Raw genomic sequence first — 18,632 nt, forward strand, 5'->3', positions numbered from 1 at the left:
CCGACTGCAAGGACATCGGATGTCAATGTCGATCCCGTCGATCCCCTCGCCGCTTTCCCCGGCGTATCACGCCTGGGTGCGCCCGGTCGCACAGGCTTCGTTCTGGCTGTCACTGCTGCTGACGATCTACTTCGTGCTGCAGGGACTGGTGCTGTGGCCGCTGCAGAACCTCAGGCTGTGGCGCCTGGTGGAAAGCGAAGTGCAGCAACAGCAGCTGCACAGCCTGGTCTGGCTGCTGGCGCACCCGGTGGCCGCGTCAATGGTCGTCGCGCTGTTGTGCCTGGCCTCGACCGTGTCCAGCTGGGGCCTGCTGCGTGAACGTCGCTGGGGCCTGTGGAGCTTCGTGGTACTGCTGCTGCTGAGTGCCCTGACCAACTTCGCAGCCGCCTGGTGGCTGGACCTGTTCATGGGCGACTTCATTCCGCTGCTGGCCGATGACCCGGCCCTGCTGCAGGAGCTGCAGCTGAAACGCTGGCTGATCACGCTGACCGTGGTCGGCATGTCATTCGTGCTTCTCGGCCTGCAGGGCTGGCTGGCCTGGCGACTGCTGCGCCCCGACGTGCGCGCGCGCTTCCACTGAGTTCTGCCGGGCGTGGGCCAGGGCCTCCGGCAGCACCCGGCGTTTGCCTTTGATCGTCAAGGAGACGACATGCTCTCACTCGCACCGTACCGCCACTGGCTGGCCTGGGCGTTGCTGCTGGCCACGCCGGTGGCCGCGGCACAGTCACCGCAATGCGGCCTGTTCGAGGCCGACGAAGGCAGCAGCACGCTGCGCATCAGCTCATCCAACCGTGGCGAGCAGAAGCACTTCGGCAGCGCACCGACCCCGGTCGCGTTCCAGCAGATCGAAGGAAAGCTGCAGCTGGTGAACCTGGAGTACGGCCTGCCCAGCGTGCTGCAAGTGCGCGATCGGGGCCGCACGGTCGAGGTGGATGGCACGGTCTACACCCTGCAAGCCCCCGCACAATGCGCCGCAGCCGCCACCCCGGCTGAAGGCAGCTGCCTGGCCGATGCGGCGGCGTGCCTGGACAACCGTCGCGAAGCGACCCCGACCGTGCTGGCAGCGGCTTGCCGGGAGGGCGTGCCCGGCATGTGCCTGCAGTTGGCCGATCGCTGGCATGACGAGGCCAGGGCGCCGGCCACGCCGGATGAGGCGCAGCAACAGGCCATCCTCGATACCGCACTGGCCGGCATCGAACTGCCTGTGCCGTGCCGGAATGGCGGCTTCAGCAACGAGACACCGGCCTGTGCAGCGGCGCTGGAAGCGGATCCGGCGCTGCAGGAGCAGATCGTCAAGGCCGCGATGGGTGCGGCGATGGTCGAAGCGCTGCGCTCCGTGCAGTCACCCTCCACGCCGGTGGTGGTGCCGGCCGCGCAGCGCCAGCAGCTGTTGCAGTTGTGCCAGCAGGTCGGCCATGGCGGCTTCTGCAGCCGCGTGGCCGAGCTCTCGTGGGAATCCGGCGACCCCTTGCAGGCGGTGCAGGCACTGGCCACAGCGTGCGCGCCCGGCAAGGACAGCGCCGCCTGTGAGCGCCTGCCTGCGTTGCAGGCGCTGGGCGCCTCGTTGCGGCCGCAGCCGGCTACGGCGCTGCCCTGCGGCACCTTCCGCGCCGCGGGTGGCCTGATGGATACGCTGGACTTCGGCGATGCAGGACGGGTCGGCATCGGCTGGGACAGCCAGCTGCGCGCCCGTGTCGAAGACGGCGACGTCCGCATCCGCCACGACAAGGGCGGCGACTTCGTGCTGCGGCCGTTGCCCGGGGGCCAGCTGCTGGGCCTGGACACGTGGACACGCTTCCAGGTGTTCGTGCCGACCGGCGAGGGCGCGAGCACCTGCAGCCCGCCGAAACACTACACGGTGCTGCCGCTGCCGCAGGACTGCCCACTGGCGCTGGCCAACGAGGACGGCGCCGACGCCTGCTGTGCGCAGGGCAAGCTGCAGGGCTGCAACATACTCGGCAACCGGCTGGCGCTGTCCGGGCACTGGCTGCAGGCCGCAGAGCACTACACCACGGTCTGCCGCGCCGGCGTCCGCGAAGGGTGCGAGAACCTGGTCACCACGCAGGGCAATGGGGCGGACGTGGATGCACGCGCCATCCTGGGGCAACTGTGCGAGGCCGACCGCAGCGGCCTGCATGTGGCCTGCGATGTGCTCGGAACCCAGAACTGGGAGCTGATCATGCTGGGCGGTGCCCTGCAGAAGGCGGTTGATGAAGCGGCCGTGGACGACGCTCCGGCGCCGCGAACTACCAACCGCAAGCGCTGAGCCTGCCAGGGCCTGTCCGCGGCGTTGGCCGGGCCCTGCGGTAAAGTACGCGCCATGAACGAATTCGAGCGCGTTCGCGCCTACCTCACCGAGCTGCAGGACCGCATCTGTGCGGCGATCGAGGCCGTCGATGGCCGGGCCCGCTTCCAGGAAGACCTGTGGCAGCGTGCCGAGGGCGGTGGCGGGCGTACCCGCGTGCTGCGCGACGGTGCGGTGTTCGAGCAGGCCGGCATCGGCTTCTCCGACGTGGCTGGCAGCCGCCTGCCACCGTCAGCCTCGGCCAACCGCCCGGAACTGGCGGGCGCCTCCTGGCGCGCCACCGGCGTGTCGCTGGTGTTCCACCCGCTCAACCCGTACGTGCCGACCACCCATGCCAACGTGCGCTTCTTCCAGGCGCAGCGCGACGGCGAAGTGGTGGCCAGCTGGTTCGGCGGCGGCTTCGACCTGACCCCGTTCTACCCGTTCGACGAGGACGTGCAGCATTGGCACCGGGTCGCACGCGACCTGTGCACGCCGTTCGGCGAAGAACGCTATGCCGCGCACAAGCGCTGGTGCGACGAATACTTCTTCCTGCGCCACCGCAATGAAACGCGCGGCGTCGGCGGCCTGTTCTTCGATGACCTGCACGGCGACTTCGAGCGCGATTTCGCTTATCTGCGTGCGGTCGGCGATGGCTTCCTCGATGCGTACCTGCCGATCGTGCAGCAGCGCAAGGACGCCCTCTACGGCGAGCGCGAACGCGAGTTCCAGCTGTACCGCCGCGGCCGCTACGTGGAATTCAACCTGGTCTACGACCGCGGTACCCTGTTCGGGCTGCAGAGCGGTGGCCGCAGCGAAAGCATCCTGATGAGCCTGCCACCGCGGGTGCGCTGGGAATACGGCTTCTCGCCCGAACCGGGCAGCCCCGAATCGCGCCTGGCCGACTATCTGGTGCCGCGCGACTGGCTCTGAGGGGTGCCGTCGCGCGGGGCGTGGGCTCGGCGCTGGTCAGCTGCCCTTCCGCGCGATGATGGTGATGTGCCCGGTGGTCTCCAGCAGGGCAATCTGCACGTCTTCAATCTGCAGCCCGCCCTGCTGGCGCAGCGCGGCATCGAAGTCGGCGCGGCTGATCAGCTCGCGGCGAAGTACCGCCTCGAACAGGCGACCATCGCGCGCGATTACGGTGGGTTCTCCTTCGATCAACCGCTCCATCCGCCGGTTCCGGGTGGTCAGCCAGCCCACCCCGTAGTTCAGCAGGATCAGGGTCGCCGCCAGCAGCAGGCCGCCGCCCAGCGAGGTGTCAGCGCCCAGCAGCGCGTTCTGCACCGCGTTGCCCAGCAGCACGATCAGCAGCACGTCGAAGGGCGTGATCTGCCCCAGGGCCCGCTTGCCGCCCAGCCGGACCATGCCCAGCACCACGACATACACCACCACCGCGCGCAGGATGAATTCCCACCACGGCATGGCCAGGGCGAACAGGTCGGGCATGGTCTTCACCTGCGGAACGGTGGCCCAGCGTGGCGCAGGCGATGGCGTCTGGCAACGGCACAAATAAAAAGCCCCGCTGACCAGGGGGAGGTCAACGGGGCCGGGGAACGGGCACTTGGGGAGGAGTCCCCGTTCCGAGATCTGCTCCAGGGGATGGGAGAGATCCACAACAGGCATTGCGCCTGTCGGGAGTTATAGAAGCACTCCGAACACTAACGGTTCGTGAAGGGGCCCCATTTAATGAATTTCAATCGGGGCAACATTCATGGTCGAGTCAGAAACCCCCCACTCATGAACACATTCACGTCGTTTTCGGCCTGAATTCCGTCAGTGCGCCTCATCCCAGTTGCTGCCGACGCCGGTATCGACCACCAGCGGCACTCGCAGTTTGGCCGCTTGCGACATGCGCTCCACCACCTGCAAACGCAGGTCTTCAACGAAACTGCTTTCGGTTTCGAAGACCAGTTCATCGTGTACCTGCAGGATCATCCGCGCTGGTGCCCCGCTGTCGCGCAGCCACTGGTCCACATCCACCATCGCGCGCTTGATGATGTCGGCGGCGGTGCCCTGCATCGGCGCGTTGATCGCGGCGCGCTCGGCACCGGCACGCAGGCCCTGGTTGCGGGCGTGGATGTCGTTCAGGTACAGGCGGCGGCCGAACAGGGTTTCCACGTAGCCCTGGTCACGGGCCTGCTGGCGCATCCGCTCCATGAAGTCGCGCACGCCCGGATAGCGGCTGAAGTACAGCGCCACGTAGTCCTGTGCCTGGCCCCGGTCGATGCCCAGATTGCGGGCCAGGCCGAAGGCGCTCATGCCGTACATCAGGCCGAAGTTGATCGCCTTGGCGGCGCGGCGCTCGTTCGGGGTCACTTCCTCCAGCGTGCGCCCGAACACCTCGGCGGCGGTGGCGCGGTGCACGTCGGCGCCCTGCTCGAAGGCGCGCACCAGGCCCGGATCCTCGGACAGGTGCGCCATGATCCGCAGCTCGATCTGCGAATAGTCGGCGGCCAGCAGCTGGAAGCCTTCCGGCGCCACGAACGCGCGGCGGATGCGGCGGCCGTCCTCGGTGCGGATCGGGATGTTCTGCAGGTTCGGGTCCGACGAGGACAGGCGGCCGGTGGCGGCACCGGACTGGTGGTAACTGGTATGCACCCGGCCGGTGTCCGGGTTGACCATCTCCGGCAGCTTGTCGGTGTAGGTGCTGCGCAGCTTGGCCAACCCGCGGTAGTCGAGGATCACCCGCGGCAGTTCGTGCTGGTCGGCAATCGCCTCCAGCGCCTCTTCGTTGGTGCTGGGCTGGCCCTTCGGGGTCTTCACCACCGCCGGCAGCTTCAGCTCGTCGAACAGCACCGCCTGCAGCTGCTTGGGCGAATCCAGGTTGAAGCTGCGGCCGGCCAGCTCGGTGGCCTTCTGCTGCGCGGCCAGCATGCGCGAGGACAGGTCCTGGCTCTGGCGGCGCAGTTCGTCGGTGTCGATCCGCACGCCGTTGGCTTCAATGCTGGTCAGCACCGGCACCAGCGGCATCTCGATGTCGCGGTACACGCTGTCCAGCGCCGGCTCGGCCAGCAGCTGCGGCTGCAGCGCGCGATGCAGGCGCAGGGTAATGTCGGCGTCCTCGGCCGCATAGCGGCTGGCTTCGTCGATGCCCACCTGCGAGAACGGAATCTGCTTGGCGCCCTTGCCGGCCACGTCCTCGAACTTGAGGGTGGTGTAGCCCAGGTAACGCAGGGCCAGCGAATCCATGTCGTGGCGGGTGGCGGTGGAGTTGAGCACGAAGCTCTCGAGCATGGTGTCGTCGTGGTAGCCCTGCACCTCCACGCCGTGGCGGCGCAGTACGTGCAGGTCGTACTTGCCATGCTGGCCCAGCTTCTTCTTCGCCGGGTCCTGCAGCACCGGCCGCAGCGCATCCAGCACCTGCTGCATCGGCAGCTGGGCCGGCGCACCCGGGTAATCGTGGCCGACCGGAATGTAGGCCGCCCTGCCCGGCTCGACAGCCAGGCTGACGCCGACCAGGCGCGCGCGCATCGCGTCCAGCGCATCGGTTTCAGTATCGAAGCTGATCAGCTCGGCCTGCTGCAGGCGCTCGACCCAGGCCTGCAGCTGCCCGCTGGTCAGCACGGTCTCGTATTCACCCGGCGCGGACAGTGCCGGATCCAGCGTGCCGGCGGCGGGCGCCTCGACGCTGCCACGCGCGAAGCCGGCCGCAGTGCCGCGCAGGCTCGGGGTCGCCTCGCTGGCGGCCACCGGTGCCGGCACAGGCGCGCCCAGCTCCTTCAGCGCCTGGGTGAAACCATAGCGCGTATACAGCTCGGTCAGCGCCGGAACATCCTGCTCGCGCAGCGCCAGCGTGGTCGGGCTGGCCTCCAGTTCCACATCGGTGCGGATCGTCACCAATTCGCGGTTCAGCGGCAGGCGTTCCAGCGCAGCGCGCAGGTTCTCGCCGATCTTGCCCTTCATGGCCGGCGCGGCCGCCATCACCCCGTCCAGGTGCTGGTACTCGGCCAGCCACTTGGCAGCGGTCTTCGGCCCGCACTTCTCCACGCCCGGCACGTTGTCGACCGCGTCGCCCATCAGCGCCAGCAGGTCGATGATCTGATCGGCGCGCACGCCGAACTTGTCCATCACCGCCGCGTCGGAATCCATGCGGCTGCCGGTCATGGTGTTGACCAGTTCGATGCCCGGCCGCACCAGCTGGGCAAAGTCCTTGTCACCGGTGGAAATGGTCACCTTCAGATCCTGCGCCAGGCCCTGCAGCGCAAGCGTGCCGATCACATCGTCGGCTTCCACGCCGGGGATGCGCAGGATGCTGATGCCCAGCGCTTCGACGATGCGGCACATCGGCTCGACCTGGCTGCGCAGTTCATCGGGCATCGGCGGGCGGTTGGCCTTGTACTGGTCGTACAGGTCATCACGGAAGGTCTTGCCGGGCGCATCGACCACGAACGCGACGTAGGCCGGGCGCTCCTTCAGCGTCGAACGCAGCATGTTGACCACGCCGAACAGCGCGCCGGTGGGTTCACCCTGTGCATTGGACAGGGGCGGCAGCGCGTGGAACGCGCGGTACAGGTAACTGGACCCGTCGATCAGGACTAATCTGCTCATGCGCCGATTCTACGCGCCCGTGCCTGCACCGCGGCGACACGGCGCGCACACCGCGATGGGGCATAATCAGGGCTCTTTCCAGGCAAAGGCCCCCGCCGATGAAGACCCTGATGCTGGCTTCCCTGCTCCTGCTCGCTGGCTGCGCCAGCATGGGTGGCGCGGGTGCTCCCCCGGTGGACGTCAAGGGCGCGGATGTGTCCAGGCGCACCATGGACAACGGTGACACCATCGAGGAATACCGTGTGTCCGGCCAGCTGCGCATGGTCAAGGTGACCCCGTCGCGCGGTGCCCCGTTCTACATGTATGACAAGAACGGCGACGGCCGCATGGACAACGACAAGGACGGTGTCTCGCCGGTCTACTGGAAGCTGTACAGCTGGTGAGGTGACCGGGTCGGATCCCTGCGATCCAGTAGATCCACGCCACGCGTGGATTCACCCCAGCCCCCTACAAAAAACAACGCCGGCACGCATCCTGCGCACCGGCGTCGGGTCCCTCCCCGGGAACGCTTGAATCTGCGGGTATGGATCAGCGGATGACCAGTACCGGCAGCGTGCTGCGTGCCAGCACCTCGGCAGTCTGGCTGCCCAGCAGCACGCGGGTCACGCCACGGCGGCCGTGCGAGGTCATCACGATCAGGTCGCTGTTGCGCTCGGCCGCCGTCTCGATGATGCCGTCGGCCGCGTAGCGGTCCAGCACGTGCACCGGGTTGGCGGTGATGCCCTGCTCGGCAGCCTTGGCCAGCGCCGGCTGCAGCACCTTCTGCGCGCCTTCCTCGCGGTCAGCCTTGTATTCCGGGCTGTTCATGTAGCCCACGCTCCAGCCCATGGCGTCGTACATGCCGACGGCCCACGGCTCGGAGACAGTCACGATATCGACCTCGGCGTTGAGGTCCTTGGCCAGCTCCAGGCCCTTGGCCAGGCCCTTGTCGGCCAGCTCGGACCCGTCGGTGGCAATCAGGATGCGCTTGTACATGGTGGGGCTCCGTGGCGGTCTGCCAGATGGGAACGCCACCATTGCACACCGGATGTGGAGGCGGCGCCTTGAGCAGGATCAATCCGGCGCTGTGCAGGGGCCCGTGCGCACCGTCGCGTGGTCCGAGGGACGCGCTCGGCCGGCCCCCTTCTGTAGAGCCGAGCCCATGCTCGGCTCCACAACAATGTCGCTCAGGCGATCTGCACCACGCGTGCGTTCTGGCACAGCGGATAACTGGACACGAATTCGGCAATCGCATCACGCATCGCCTCGAACGATTCGCCGTACATGTACAGTGCGGTTTCGGTCGGGCCCTGCCACCAACTGCAGATCTCGCCCAGGCCATCGATGTTCCCGGACAGCTGCTCGAATACGTGGTTGGAATCGCACTGTTCGTAGACCTCGTCCGGCAGGTTCAGGCCATCCAGGTAGATGCCCAGGCCCTCGGTCACGCCGAAGCTGCGATCAGCTTCGCCTGCCCCCTGGATCTTCGACCCCTTCGGCGCACCCAGCTGCTCCAGCAGGTCGATCAGCTTGGGCACCCCGGCCACGTCGACCAGTGCCACTTCGATATCGCCGTATTCGACCTCGCCGTCGTCGGACATCGCGGTGCCGCCACCGGTGATCTCGCCGACATTGGCCGCCTGCAGCAGCGCATCGAGCGGGTCTTCGAACAGCTCGTGGCGATGCTCCGGCTGCAGCCGGGCATTCAAGGTCACGGTGACGTGCAGCGTAGGTTCGGTCATGGGGCGTTCCTGGAAGATGTGGAGCCTATTGTAGAGCCGAGCCCATGCTCGGCTGCTTTTCCCGCCAGAAGCAGCCGAGCATGGGCTCGGCTCTACAACAGCCCGTCAACGCAGGAACGGCGTCACCTTGTGCTTGAGCAGCTCGATCAGCGCCGGGTCCATGTACTCGTAGTCGTCCGGAATATCCAGGCAGATCACTCGCTTGCCGTTCAACCACGCCTTGTAGCGGCTGGACAGCCGGTTGCGGTGGGCGCGCTCCATCACGAACACCAGGTCGGCCCACTGCAGCAGCTCGGGGCTGAGCACTTCCTCGGCATCGGCCAGCAACCCGGCCGAGGCGGTCTCGATACCCGGCCAATCGGCGAATACCTGCTCGGCCGTCGGGCTGCGCAGGCGGTTCTGACTGCAGAGGAAGAGCACGTTGCGGGTCATGAGCGCAGCCTAATCGGGGTCGGATCCCTTTTCCAACGGAAAGGGATCCGACCCCATACGTGTACCGCGTTGGGGTCAGCGCCCTCCCTGCGGGAGGGATCCGCCCCTCGACGGTGATCAGATCACCGTCAGGTTGGCGTAGGCCATCACCAGCCACTTGCTGCCGGCGTCGGCAAACTCGACCTGCACGCGGGCGTGGGCGCCGTTGCCTTCGTAGTCGGTCACCATGCCTTCGCCGAACTTGGGATGGGTGACCAGTGCGCCGAGCTTGATCGGTGGCAACTCGATGGAGGCATGGCCCATCACCCGGCTGCTGCCCAGCGAGGCCGGACGCGAGACCTGCACCTTCGGGCGCACTTCGTGCAGCAGCTCGCGCGGAATCTCGCGCAGGAAGCGCGATGGCAGGCTGTAGTTGTCCTGGCCGTGGATGCGGCGCGATTCGGCATAGCTCAGCACCAGTTTCTGGCGCGCGCGGGTAATGCCCACGTAAGCCAGCCGACGCTCTTCTTCCAGACGCCCACTTTCCTCCAGCGAACGTGCGCTGGGGAACAGGCCTTCCTCCAGGCCGGCCAGGAACACCAGCGGGAATTCCAGGCCCTTGGCCGAGTGCAGGGTCATCAGCTGCACGCCGTCCTCGCCCGCCTGCGCCTGGCCTTCACCGGCCTCCAGCGCGGCGTAAGCCAGGAACGCGACCAGCTCGTCCATGTCCTCGCCCACTTCCTCGATGTCGTCGGCGCGGCGCACGAAGCGCGAAGCGACCGAGACCAGTTCGTCGAGGTTGTCGGTGCGCGATTCCGAATCCAGCGAATTGCGGCTTTCCTTGCTCCAGTGCTCGCGCAGCTGCGAGCGGGCCAGCACGTGGTCCACGCGCTCGGCCAGGGTCATGTGCACGGTCTGCGCCTGCAGCTCGTTGACCAGCCCCAGGAAGCCGGCCAGTGCATTGCGCGCGCGTGCGGCCAGCGCGTTGCCCTGGGTGACCAGCATCGTTGCTTCCCACAGCGAGATGCCCTGGGCGCGCGCCTCGCGGCGCACTTCGTCCAGCGTGCGGTCGCCGATGCCCCGGGTAGGCGTGTTGACCGCGCGCTCGAAGGCCGCGTCGTCGTTGCGGTTGGACAGCAGGCGCAGGTAGGCCAGCGCGTCCTTGATTTCGGCACGCTCGAAGAAGCGCATGCCGCCATACACGCGGTACGGCACCTGTTCGCTCAGCAGCGCTTCTTCCAGCGCGCGCGATTGCGCGTTGCTACGGTAGAGCACGGCCACTTCGGTGTAGCTGCCACCGTCACGCACCCACTGGCGGGCGCGCTCGACGATGTAGCGCGCCTCGTCCATCTCGTTGTACGCCGCATACAGGTCGATCGGCTCGCCGTCGCCGCTGTCGGTCCACAGCTGCTTGCCGATGCGATCCGGGTTGTGCGCGATCACCGCGTTGGCGGCGCCGAGGATGTTGGCGGTGGAGCGGTAGTTCTGCTCCAGGCGGATGGTCTGCGCACCCGGGAAGTCGCGCAGGAAGCCCTGCACGTTCTCGACCTTGGCACCGCGCCAGCCGTAGATGGCCTGGTCATCGTCGCCGACCACGAACACGTGGCCGGAATCGCCGGCCAGCACGCGCACGAAGGCGTACTGGATGGCATTGGTGTCCTGGAACTCGTCCACCAGGATTTCGCGGAAGCGGGCGCGGTAATGCGACAGCAACGCCGGGTTGTCGCGCAGCAGTTCATGCGCGCGCAGCAGCAGCTCGGCGAAGTCGACCAGGCCGGCGCGGTCGCAGCGCGCCTGATACTCGATGTAGGCCTGGCGCATGGTTTCCAGCCACGCATCGTGCGGTTCGGGCTGGATGTGCTGCGGGCGGCGGCCTTCGTCCTTCTGCGCGTTGATCCACCACGCGATCTGCTTGGGCGGGTACTTGCCGTCGTCCAGCTCCAGCGCCTGCACCACGCGCTTGACCAGCCGCAGCTGGTCGTCCGAGTCCATCACCTGGAAGCCTTCTGGCAGCTTGGCGTCCTGCCAGTGCAGGCGCAGCAGGCGGTTGGCCAGTCCGTGGAAGGTACCGATCCACATGCCACGGCTGCCATGGGGCAGCTGGGCGTCGATGCGGTGGCGCATTTCGCCGGCCGCCTTGTTGGTGAAGGTCACCGCGAAAATGCCGTGGGTCGGCACGCCATCGACTTCATGCAGCCAGGCGATGCGGTGGGTGAGTACGCGGGTCTTGCCGGAACCGGCACCGGCCAGCACCAGGTGGTGGCCGGGGGGAGCGGAGACGGCTTCGCGCTGGGCCGGGTTCAGGCCATCAAGCAGGTGGGAGACATCCATGCCTCCATTTTACGGCATCGCCGTCGCGGCTCCTGCGACCACCTGGCTGGCCAGTGCCTGCGCCTGCTGGCGCAGTTCAGGCACCGCCAGGCTTTCCCACAGGCTGCCGATGCGCAGGCTGCCGAGCACGCCCAGCCGTGCCTGCGGCTGGCCACCGGCAGCACGCAGGCGGTCGCCCGGCACCGTGCTGTCCAGGCCCAGCCCATGCGGGCCGGGGCGTGCCAGGCCCTCGGCCTGCAGCTGCTGCAGCAACGGATTGCGCAGCGCACTGGCGCGGGTTTCCACGCCGGTGGCGTTGACCACGCCGCCGATCGTCCAGTGCTGTTCATTGCCGTTGGCATCGCGACCCGACAGCCGCAGGGCATCGCCTTCGCGGCCGACGCGTTGCAGGCGGGACCGGTGAATGCGCAGTTGGCCGCTTTCGATCAGCGCCTGCAGCTTTGCGTCGACCTCTTCGGCGATGCGGTGGCGATGCACGTCCCAGTAGCGCACCACATGGCGCAGGAAGCGGCGCTGGTCGGCCGCGTCGAGGCTGCACCACAGCGCCTGTCCATGCGGACGGATGCGGTCCATCACGCCCTGCCACGGCAGCCCGTCGGCCTGCGCCTGGCGAGCGAACCCGCGCAATGCGCGCAGGCGCTGGCGCAGGCGCATCGGCAGCAGCGTGGCCGGGTCGAACGTGGGCAGGCCGCCATGCGCATGCGGTAGCGGCAGCAGGCCATGGCGCGAGATCACGTGCAGCGGGCCGGTGTGGCCGGCGGCAACCAGCGCCAGCACGGTGTCGGCCATGCTCAGGCCGGAGCCGACGATGGCCACGGCCTGCTCACCGGCCAGGGTACGCACGCCGTCGTAGTCCCAGGCTTCGATCACATCATCGGCGGGCAGTGCCTCGGCACCGGCCACCGGCAGCGGCCGCATGCTGTTGCCGGTGGCGAGCACCGCCTGCACGGCGTGCAGCGTCTGGGCATCGCCAAGTGTCAGCCGGTAGCCATGGTCATCCGGCTGCAGGCCCAGCACCGGCTGCGCGATCATCTGCAGCTGCGCCGGGCTGGCCGCAGCGGCCTCCTGCAGGCGCTGCTGCAGGTAGGCCGCAAAGTAGTGGCGGCATACGTAACGCTCGCCCAGCACCTCGCGCGCCTCGCCCGGGTAGGCGTTGGCGGCCATCAGGTAGTCGAGGAAATCGCCGGGCTGGTCGGCAAACGCACTCATCTTCGCCGCCGGCACGTTCAGCAGGTGCTCCGGCCACGGCGTGGCATAGGCGATGCCCTGGGCCAGCTGCGAAGCCGGTTCGAGAATGGCCAACGCCAGTGGTGCCTTGGCTTGGCGCAGCACCTGGATCGCCACCAGCACCCCGGCCGCACCACCACCGATGATTGCCAGGTCCAGTTCGCCATTACGCGGTGAATCAGTCATGCGCCGATTGTAGGCCATCGGCGATGACGGGCCGGGTTGCCGAAGCGGGCGATTGCCGCCGCCTCACATCAACGCATCGGCCAGCCGTGCGATGCCTTCTCGGCTGCGCCGCCACGTGGGGCGGCTGCGCCACTGCTGCAGGTCCAGCTGCCGCGACTCGCGCAGGTAGCCATCCTCGATCGCACACAGCTGCTGCACCAGCGTGCGGTCGTAGCAGACCAGGCCGATCTCGGCATTCAGCGCGAACGAGCGGATGTCCATGTTGATCGAGCCGAGCACGGCGATGTCCTCGTCCACGCTCATGTGCTTGGCATGCAGGAACTGCGGCTCGTACAGCGCGATGCGCACGCCACAGCGCAGCAGCTCGTCGTAGTACGCCTCCTGCGCCCACGAGGTCAGCCGCTGGTTGTTGCTGGCCGAGAGGATCAGCTGCACCTGCACACCGGACAAGGCCGCAATGCGCAATGCGCTGAGCGTAGCTTCGTCAGGCACGAAATACGGCGTGACCATCACCAGCCGTCGCCGTGCCAGGTGGATCAGCGCCGCCACCGCATCACGCGCGTTGCTGTACGGATAGGCCGGGCCGCTGGGCAGCAGCTGGGTGGCGATGTCGTCGCTGCACTCGGGCACATCGGCGATGACGTCCAGGCGCTGGCCGGTTTCCATGTACCAGTCGCTGGCGAACACCGCTTCCAGGTGCGCCACTGCCGGGCCACGCACGCGCGCCACCAGCTCGCGGTTCGGGTGGCCGGGCACGAACTGCGGGCCGGCCAGGTTCTGCGAACCGACATAGGCCACTTCGTTGTCGATCACCGCGATCTTGCGATGGTTGCGCAGGTCCATGCGCCCGCTGCGGCGCCAGCGCAGGCCACCGGGCAGCATCGCGCGTACCTCGATGTCGCGCGCCTGCAGGCGCTTGCGATAGGCGCGCAGGCCGCGCTTGGCGCCCACCGCGTCGAGCAGCACGCGGCACTGCACGCCGCGTGCAGCCGCTCGCTGCAGGGCCTCGACAATGGCCTCGCCGACCGCGTCATCGAACATCAGGTAGTACAGCAGGTGCACGCGGTCTTCGGCCTGGTCGATGTCGGCAATCAGCGTGTGCAGCGATTCGTCGTAGTCGGTCAGCAGGTCGACGGCGTTGCCGTGCACCGGCATGAAATCGCCCTGGCGCTGCACCAGCGGCACGATTTCGGCGCTGGCGGTGTCCGGCTGCGGTGTCCAGCGCAGGCGATGCTGCAGCGCCTGTTCCTCGCGGATGACCTGCGAGGCCTCGGCCTGGCGCCGGATGCGCTCGCGCGACAGCCATGGGTGGCCGAACAGCAGGTACAGCGGCAGGCCCAGCAGCGGCACGAAGCCGACCAGCAGCAGCCAACTGCGCGCCGCCCCCGGCGTGGTGCGGGTGGGGATCCAGCACAGCGCGACCAGCCGGATCAGCCAGTCGATCAGCAGCAGGTACGAACCCAGCAACCACTCGAACAGCATCGTGTCGCCCGTCGGGAGGTGATGGGCCATTCTGCCCAGCGGGATTTGTAGAGTCGAGCCATGCTCGACTGCCTTTCGGCCCGACCGCAGAGCAGCCGAGCGTGGGCTCCGCTCTACAGGATGGATCAATGCCGCACCGGCACCTCGCACAGCTGCCGCACCGCGTCGGCATGGCGGCGGCCGTTGAGCGCCATGCAGGCGATCGCCTGTGCGGCCCGCTCCAGCTGCGCCTCCGGCAGCGGCGACGGCGCGCCGTTGGCCAGTGCCAGATGGTGGTCGCACAGCAGCAGCGCCATGCCCTCGATGCCTTGCAACATGCGCTGCAGGCGCAGCCAGCCCAGTTCCAGGTCCTGGCGGTGTGATGGGGTGTTCATGCAACCTCCTTCAACGGATCTGGCCACCGGTGAAGGTGGCGGACGATGCGTGGTTGCAATACCGGGAAGCAATCAATCAGCAAACGAACCGGCGGGCGCAAGGCCCCCTCGCACCGTCCGCCATAGAGGCGGATAGGTCACCAACCGTCGCCGGAGGGATCTCCGGCGACGGCGGGCGAGTCTACTGATTGATTGACTTCACGGGATTGCAAGCCCGGCCACTGCAACCGCAGCGGCTCGCCATCATGGGCACGGCAAGGCCCGTCGTTCCAATCGATTTGAACCGTGCGAGGCGCCGGAACCGGTAGGAACAATCACTTATCGCATTCAGCCCTTCGCTCCAGACACGGCGCCATTGGCGACAGCGTGCGCAGGGACTGCCCAGTGCCGACCAACGGTCGGCACCCACCCAAAGGGGAATGCCCGAACGGTCGGAACCCACCACCTGGATGCCAGACATGAAAAAACCCGCCACAGGGGCGGGTTTCTTCGCGGGGATCAGCAATCCGTGCGGATTACTTGATCTTGCCTTCCTTGTACAGGACGTGCTTGCGCACGACCGGATCGTACTTCAGGAATTCCATCTTCCCCGGGGTGTTCTTCTTGTTCTTGTCGGTCGTGTAGAAGTGGCCGGTACCGGCCGAGGAAATCATACGGACCTTATCGCGCTTGCCTGCCATGATGCTTTACTCCTCAGACCTTTTCGCCGCGCGCACGCAGCTCAGCCAGAACGGAATCAATGCCGTTCTTGTCGATGGTGCGCAGTGCATGCGCGGAAACACGAAGCTTGACCCAGCGGTTCTCGCTGGCCACCCAGAAACGGCGCTCGTGCAGATTCGGCAGGAAACGACGACGGGTCTTGTTGTTGGCGTGCGAGACGTTGTTACCCGTCTGCACTCGCTTGCCGGAAACCTGGCATACGCGGGACATTGCGCACCTCGATAGTAGTAGTTGTCAGCCCGTAGCCCGGGAGACGGCGGCCTCGATGGTTGCCCACCACACGTCAAGAGAATCAAAGGGTTACGCTGGCGTTGGGCGGCCGGGGACGTGCTCCCGGGGACGCCGCCCGGTAGAAAACCGGACACAGCGAGCCGCGCATTATGCACCGGTTCAAGCACTTGCGCAAGTTACCCACAGGCGGGGACTGAACCGGCAGGACCGGGGGCACTCCGCCAACCGGCATACTGGCCCGGACCACTGCGGAGCTTGCCATGCGGCTGCTGGCCCTGACCTACGGAACCGAAGGCGACACACGTCCCCTGGCCATGCTCTGCCATGGGCTGATCGGCGCAGGCCACACGGTGACACTGCTGGCCGATGGCGGCACCCTGGGCAGCGCGCAGGCCCTGGATGTGCCCCACGCGGCCCTTGAGGGTGACATCCATGACGAAGTGGTCGCCCTTGTCTCGCGGGGCAACGGTGTTGCCGCCGCCAGTTCCGGTCTGGCACGGATGGCACTGCAGCATGTCAGCGGCTGGATGCGCCAGGCCGATGCGGCCGCAGAAGGCTGCGATGCGATTCTGACCGGCGGACTGGCAGCCTTCGTCGGCATGAGCGTGGGCGAGCGCCGGGGTCTGCCGGTCATCGGCACCGGCATGATTCCGCTGACCCCGACGCGGGCCTTCCGCTCTCCGTTCCTGCCGCCGGGACGCTCGCCGGGCTGGTTGAACCGGGCCAGCTACGGGTGGGTCAACGGCCTGATCTGGCGCCAGTTCCGCCGGCCGATCAACGCGGCACGCCAGCAACTGGGGCAATCGCCGCGTCGCGCGCTGTGGTCCGGCCTGCCGATGCTCTATGGCATCTCGCCGCAGCTGCTGCCGCCACCGGCGGACTGGCCGGCCGACCACATCGTCTGTGGCCAATGGCGGCTACCTGATGCGCCCTGGACGCCCCCGGTCGATCTGCAGGCCTTCCTCGATGCCGGGCCGCCGCCGGTGTACCTGGGCTTTGGCAGCATGACCGGGTTTGATCGCGAGCGCGTGCTGCCGGCCCTGCTGCAGGCGCTGGCACCGCGCCGGGTGCTGCTGTTTCCTGGCTGGGTGGGACTGCCTGCGACGCGCTTGCCCGATTCGGTCTTCGTACTGGGGCCGACCCCACACGAAGCGCTGTTCCCGCGTTGCGCACTCGCCATCCACCACGGTGGCAGCGGCACCACGCATTCGGCCTGCCGGGCCGGCATTCCCTCGCTGGTGATGCCGTTCGCTGCGGATCAGTTCTTCTGGGCCGATCGCCTGTGTCGGTTGGGCGTGGCACCGGCACCGTTGTCACCGAAGCGACTGGATGCAGCAACGCTGGCAGCAGCCATCACCTTCGCAGAAGCCGACGCAGTACGCGCGCGCGCGGCGGCCCTGGGCGTGGCGATGAGCGATGAAGACGGGGTGGCCTGTGGCGTGGCGATGATCGAGCGCTGGTTACGGCCGATGTAACAGCGGGCAAGCCTCAGCGCAGGTGCGGAATCACCTGGGCCAGCAGATGGGCATCCTTGAGCGCACCGTGCAGGCCCCGGTTGCCGGGGATGCGCAGGCGCTGCAGCACATCGTCCAACTTGTTGCCCTGGCCGGGCCAGCGCCCGCGCGCCAGCTTCAGGCTGCAGGTGATGCGGCAGTGCTGGGCCAGCGTGCCGGGAATGCCGGCCAGGCGCAGCTCGTTGTCCAGGAAACCCACGTCGAAGGTGGCGTTGTGCGCGACCATCTCGCTGCCGCGCAGGAAGTCCAGCAGTTCGGCGGCCTTGCTGGAGAACAGCGGCTTGCCCACCAGCATCGCATCGCTGATGCCATGCACGCGCTGTGCGCCCCAGTCCACCTTGCGCTGCGGCTGCAGGTAGGTGTGGAACTGGCGGCCGCTGAGCTGGCCGTCGATCAGTTCGACGGCACCGATTTCGATCACCCGGTGCCCCAGGCGGTGGGAGATGCCGGTGGTTTCGGTGTCCAGTGCGACGATGCGATTCATGCGTGGCGATGGTTCCTGTTGCGTGCCGCGATGATTTTCGCATGCCTGCAGCAGGAAGCCCTCCCTGTAGCCGAACCCGTGCTCGGCTCACGCGCGAAGCGCGGGCCTTGAGCGTTGGAGCGAGAAGCAGCCGAGCGTGGGCTCGGCTCTACAGGTGCGTGTGCATCACCCCAACGCTTGCACCACCCAATCGATGAACACCCGCAGCCGCTGGCTCATGTGCCGGTTCGGCGGGAACATCACATGCATCGGCATGGGTGGAAGCTGCCAGTCCTGCAGCAGCGGCAGCAATTCGCCGCGCGCCACGTGCGGCGCGGCCATGTAGCTGGGCAGCGCGACCACGCCCAGCCCCGCCAGCGCCGCCGCCAGATAGGCGTTGCCGTCGTCGAAGCCGACCGTGTAGCGGCCCTGCACCTCGATGCGCTCATCGCCACGTTGTGCAGTGAACACCCGCGCCCGGCCACTGCGCGGGCTGAGAAAGCCGACCATGTGGTGGTCCGGCCCTTCCAGCGCGCGCGGATCGGTCGGCAAGCCGAAACGCTGCACATAGCCGGGGCTGGCGTGGAAACCGATCGGCAGCGCCGCCAGCGGCCGCGCCACCAGCGCCGGGTCGGCCGGGGTGCCGCCGCGGATCACGCAGTCGACGTTGTCGGCGATGACGTCAACCTCGCGGTCGCTGACGCCGATGTCCAGCTGGATCTCCGGGTAGCGCGCCTGGAAATCCGGCAGTGCCGGCACCAGCCGCAACCGCGCGTAGGGTCCGGGCACATCCACCCGCAGGCGGCCGCGCGGCTGGCTGGCTGCGTCACCCAGCCCGCCCTCCACCTCTTCCAGCTCGGCCAGCAGGCGGGCGATGCGCGGGTAGTAGGCCGCACCGTCGGCGGTGACGCTGACCCGGCGCGTGGTGCGGTTGAGCAGGCGCAGCCGCAGGTGTGCCTCCAGCTGCTGCACCAGCTGGGTGACCGTGGTGCGGCTGATCTGCAGGGTCTGCGCGGCGCGGGTGAAGCTGCCGGTTTCCACCACGCGGGCAAAGGCCCGCATCGCCTCGAAACGGTCCATGGCGGGCCATGATTGTTTGGGATTAGCAATCAATCTAGGCCGATCATCGCGGTTTAT

18 protein-coding genes are annotated in these 18,632 nt (G+C 67.7%); 5 read left to right on the plus strand and 13 right to left on the minus strand.

The window, feature by feature from the left end:
* The first annotated feature begins 19 nt into the window (after positions 1-19).
* The 3 genes from AC10QF_RS04430 to hemF all read left to right on the plus strand — a co-directional run bounded on the left by AC10QF_RS04430 (position 20) and on the right by hemF (position 3,217).
* Positions 20-580, plus strand: coding sequence for a hypothetical protein (locus AC10QF_RS04430; protein ID WP_032954647.1), 561 nt, complete (start codon positions 20-22; stop codon positions 578-580).
* A gap of 69 nt (positions 581-649) precedes the next feature.
* On the plus strand, positions 650-2,266 hold the full coding sequence (locus AC10QF_RS04435) for a hypothetical protein (RefSeq protein WP_494541808.1): 1,617 nt from the start codon (positions 650-652) through the stop codon (positions 2,264-2,266).
* A 54-nt stretch (positions 2,267-2,320) separates the two neighbouring features.
* Positions 2,321-3,217 carry an oxygen-dependent coproporphyrinogen oxidase gene (hemF, locus tag AC10QF_RS04440; RefSeq protein WP_069138869.1) on the plus strand — a complete coding sequence of 299 codons (897 nt, stop codon included), beginning with the start codon at positions 2,321-2,323 and terminating at the stop codon, positions 3,215-3,217.
* Positions 3,218-3,253: 36 nt separating this feature from the next.
* Here the strand turns inward: hemF and AC10QF_RS04445 are convergent, their stop codons facing one another.
* A complete protein-coding gene (locus AC10QF_RS04445; RefSeq protein WP_053498330.1) occupies positions 3,254-3,733 on the minus strand; it encodes a DUF421 domain-containing protein in 480 nt (159 codons plus the stop codon).
* 327 nt (positions 3,734-4,060) lie between these two features.
* The gene (polA, locus tag AC10QF_RS04450) at positions 4,061-6,835 is read right to left on the minus strand and encodes a DNA polymerase I (RefSeq protein ID WP_164262473.1); all 2,775 of its coding nucleotides are present in this window, start codon (positions 6,833-6,835) and stop codon (positions 4,061-4,063) included.
* Positions 6,836-6,933: 98 nt separating this feature from the next.
* Between polA and AC10QF_RS04455 the strand changes: the two genes are divergently transcribed.
* A complete protein-coding gene (locus tag AC10QF_RS04455) occupies positions 6,934-7,218 on the plus strand; it encodes a DUF2782 domain-containing protein (RefSeq protein ID WP_005420332.1) in 285 nt (94 codons plus the stop codon).
* A 145-nt stretch (positions 7,219-7,363) separates the two neighbouring features.
* Here AC10QF_RS04455 and AC10QF_RS04460 read toward each other — a convergent pair whose 3' ends face one another.
* From AC10QF_RS04460 to rpmB, 9 genes are all read right to left on the minus strand, one after another.
* The gene (locus AC10QF_RS04460) at positions 7,364-7,810 is read right to left on the minus strand and encodes a universal stress protein (protein ID WP_005420335.1); all 447 of its coding nucleotides are present in this window, start codon (positions 7,808-7,810) and stop codon (positions 7,364-7,366) included.
* A 191-nt stretch (positions 7,811-8,001) separates the two neighbouring features.
* Positions 8,002-8,556, minus strand: coding sequence for a hypothetical protein (locus AC10QF_RS04465; protein ID WP_069138874.1), 555 nt, complete (start codon positions 8,554-8,556; stop codon positions 8,002-8,004).
* Between the two features lie 105 nt (positions 8,557-8,661).
* Positions 8,662-8,988, minus strand: a complete 327-nt coding sequence (locus AC10QF_RS04470) for a low molecular weight protein tyrosine phosphatase family protein (protein ID WP_494541809.1) — start codon at positions 8,986-8,988, stop codon at positions 8,662-8,664.
* A gap of 117 nt (positions 8,989-9,105) precedes the next feature.
* Positions 9,106-11,298: a DNA helicase II gene (gene uvrD, locus AC10QF_RS04475; protein ID WP_005420345.1), complete on the minus strand. Its 2,193-nt coding sequence runs from the start codon at positions 11,296-11,298 to the stop codon at positions 9,106-9,108.
* A gap of 9 nt (positions 11,299-11,307) precedes the next feature.
* On the minus strand, positions 11,308-12,729 hold the full coding sequence (locus tag AC10QF_RS04480) for an FAD/NAD(P)-binding protein (protein ID WP_494541810.1): 1,422 nt from the start codon (positions 12,727-12,729) through the stop codon (positions 11,308-11,310).
* A 45-nt stretch (positions 12,730-12,774) separates the two neighbouring features.
* Complete coding sequence (gene cls / locus AC10QF_RS04485) at positions 12,775-14,193, minus strand: cardiolipin synthase (RefSeq protein WP_032960652.1); 1,419 nt, start codon at positions 14,191-14,193, stop codon at positions 12,775-12,777.
* A 125-nt stretch (positions 14,194-14,318) separates the two neighbouring features.
* On the minus strand, positions 14,319-14,567 hold the full coding sequence (locus AC10QF_RS04490) for a hypothetical protein (RefSeq protein WP_032960654.1): 249 nt from the start codon (positions 14,565-14,567) through the stop codon (positions 14,319-14,321).
* A gap of 515 nt (positions 14,568-15,082) precedes the next feature.
* A complete protein-coding gene (gene rpmG / locus AC10QF_RS04495) occupies positions 15,083-15,250 on the minus strand; it encodes a 50S ribosomal protein L33 (protein ID WP_169411268.1) in 168 nt (55 codons plus the stop codon).
* 10 nt (positions 15,251-15,260) lie between these two features.
* A complete protein-coding gene (gene rpmB, locus AC10QF_RS04500) occupies positions 15,261-15,497 on the minus strand; it encodes a 50S ribosomal protein L28 (protein ID WP_005411638.1) in 237 nt (78 codons plus the stop codon).
* A gap of 281 nt (positions 15,498-15,778) precedes the next feature.
* Between rpmB and AC10QF_RS04505 the strand changes: the two genes are divergently transcribed.
* Positions 15,779-16,993 carry a glycosyltransferase gene (locus tag AC10QF_RS04505; protein ID WP_494541811.1) on the plus strand — a complete coding sequence of 405 codons (1,215 nt, stop codon included), beginning with the start codon at positions 15,779-15,781 and terminating at the stop codon, positions 16,991-16,993.
* A 13-nt stretch (positions 16,994-17,006) separates the two neighbouring features.
* Here AC10QF_RS04505 and dnaQ read toward each other — a convergent pair whose 3' ends face one another.
* A complete protein-coding gene (gene dnaQ, locus AC10QF_RS04510; RefSeq protein ID WP_005420353.1) occupies positions 17,007-17,516 on the minus strand; it encodes a DNA polymerase III subunit epsilon in 510 nt (169 codons plus the stop codon).
* Positions 17,517-17,681: 165 nt separating this feature from the next.
* Positions 17,682-18,575 carry a LysR family transcriptional regulator gene (locus tag AC10QF_RS04515; RefSeq protein ID WP_494541812.1) on the minus strand — a complete coding sequence of 298 codons (894 nt, stop codon included), beginning with the start codon at positions 18,573-18,575 and terminating at the stop codon, positions 17,682-17,684.
* Between the last annotated feature and the right edge of the window lie 57 nt (positions 18,576-18,632).

This window comes from Stenotrophomonas maltophilia complex sp. Om-AH-Sm3, from assembly GCF_059337855.1.

Excerpts from the sequence above, each read along its gene's own strand:
- AC10QF_RS04430 (WP_032954647.1), top strand. The coding sequence starts at position 20 with ATGTCAATGTCGATCCCGTCGATCCCCTCGCCGCTTTCCCCGGCGTAT.
- AC10QF_RS04435 (WP_494541808.1), top strand. The coding sequence starts at position 650 with ATGCTCTCACTCGCACCGTACCGCCACTGGCTGGCCTGGGCGTTGCTG.
- hemF (WP_069138869.1), top strand. The coding sequence starts at position 2,321 with ATGAACGAATTCGAGCGCGTTCGCGCCTACCTCACCGAGCTGCAGGAC.
- AC10QF_RS04445 (WP_053498330.1), bottom strand. The coding sequence starts at position 3,733 with ATGCCCGACCTGTTCGCCCTGGCCATGCCGTGGTGGGAATTCATCCTG.
- polA (WP_164262473.1), bottom strand. The coding sequence starts at position 6,835 with ATGAGCAGATTAGTCCTGATCGACGGGTCCAGTTACCTGTACCGCGCG.
- AC10QF_RS04455 (WP_005420332.1), top strand. The coding sequence starts at position 6,934 with ATGAAGACCCTGATGCTGGCTTCCCTGCTCCTGCTCGCTGGCTGCGCC.
- AC10QF_RS04460 (WP_005420335.1), bottom strand. The coding sequence starts at position 7,810 with ATGTACAAGCGCATCCTGATTGCCACCGACGGGTCCGAGCTGGCCGAC.
- AC10QF_RS04465 (WP_069138874.1), bottom strand. The coding sequence starts at position 8,556 with ATGACCGAACCTACGCTGCACGTCACCGTGACCTTGAATGCCCGGCTG.
- AC10QF_RS04470 (WP_494541809.1), bottom strand. The coding sequence starts at position 8,988 with ATGACCCGCAACGTGCTCTTCCTCTGCAGTCAGAACCGCCTGCGCAGC.
- uvrD (WP_005420345.1), bottom strand. The coding sequence starts at position 11,298 with ATGGATGTCTCCCACCTGCTTGATGGCCTGAACCCGGCCCAGCGCGAA.
- AC10QF_RS04480 (WP_494541810.1), bottom strand. The coding sequence starts at position 12,729 with ATGGCCTACAATCGGCGCATGACTGATTCACCGCGTAATGGCGAACTG.
- cls (WP_032960652.1), bottom strand. The coding sequence starts at position 14,193 with ATGCTGTTCGAGTGGTTGCTGGGTTCGTACCTGCTGCTGATCGACTGG.
- AC10QF_RS04490 (WP_032960654.1), bottom strand. The coding sequence starts at position 14,567 with ATGAACACCCCATCACACCGCCAGGACCTGGAACTGGGCTGGCTGCGC.
- rpmB (WP_005411638.1), bottom strand. The coding sequence starts at position 15,497 with ATGTCCCGCGTATGCCAGGTTTCCGGCAAGCGAGTGCAGACGGGTAAC.
- AC10QF_RS04505 (WP_494541811.1), top strand. The coding sequence starts at position 15,779 with ATGCGGCTGCTGGCCCTGACCTACGGAACCGAAGGCGACACACGTCCC.
- dnaQ (WP_005420353.1), bottom strand. The coding sequence starts at position 17,516 with ATGAATCGCATCGTCGCACTGGACACCGAAACCACCGGCATCTCCCAC.
- AC10QF_RS04515 (WP_494541812.1), bottom strand. The coding sequence starts at position 18,575 with ATGGACCGTTTCGAGGCGATGCGGGCCTTTGCCCGCGTGGTGGAAACC.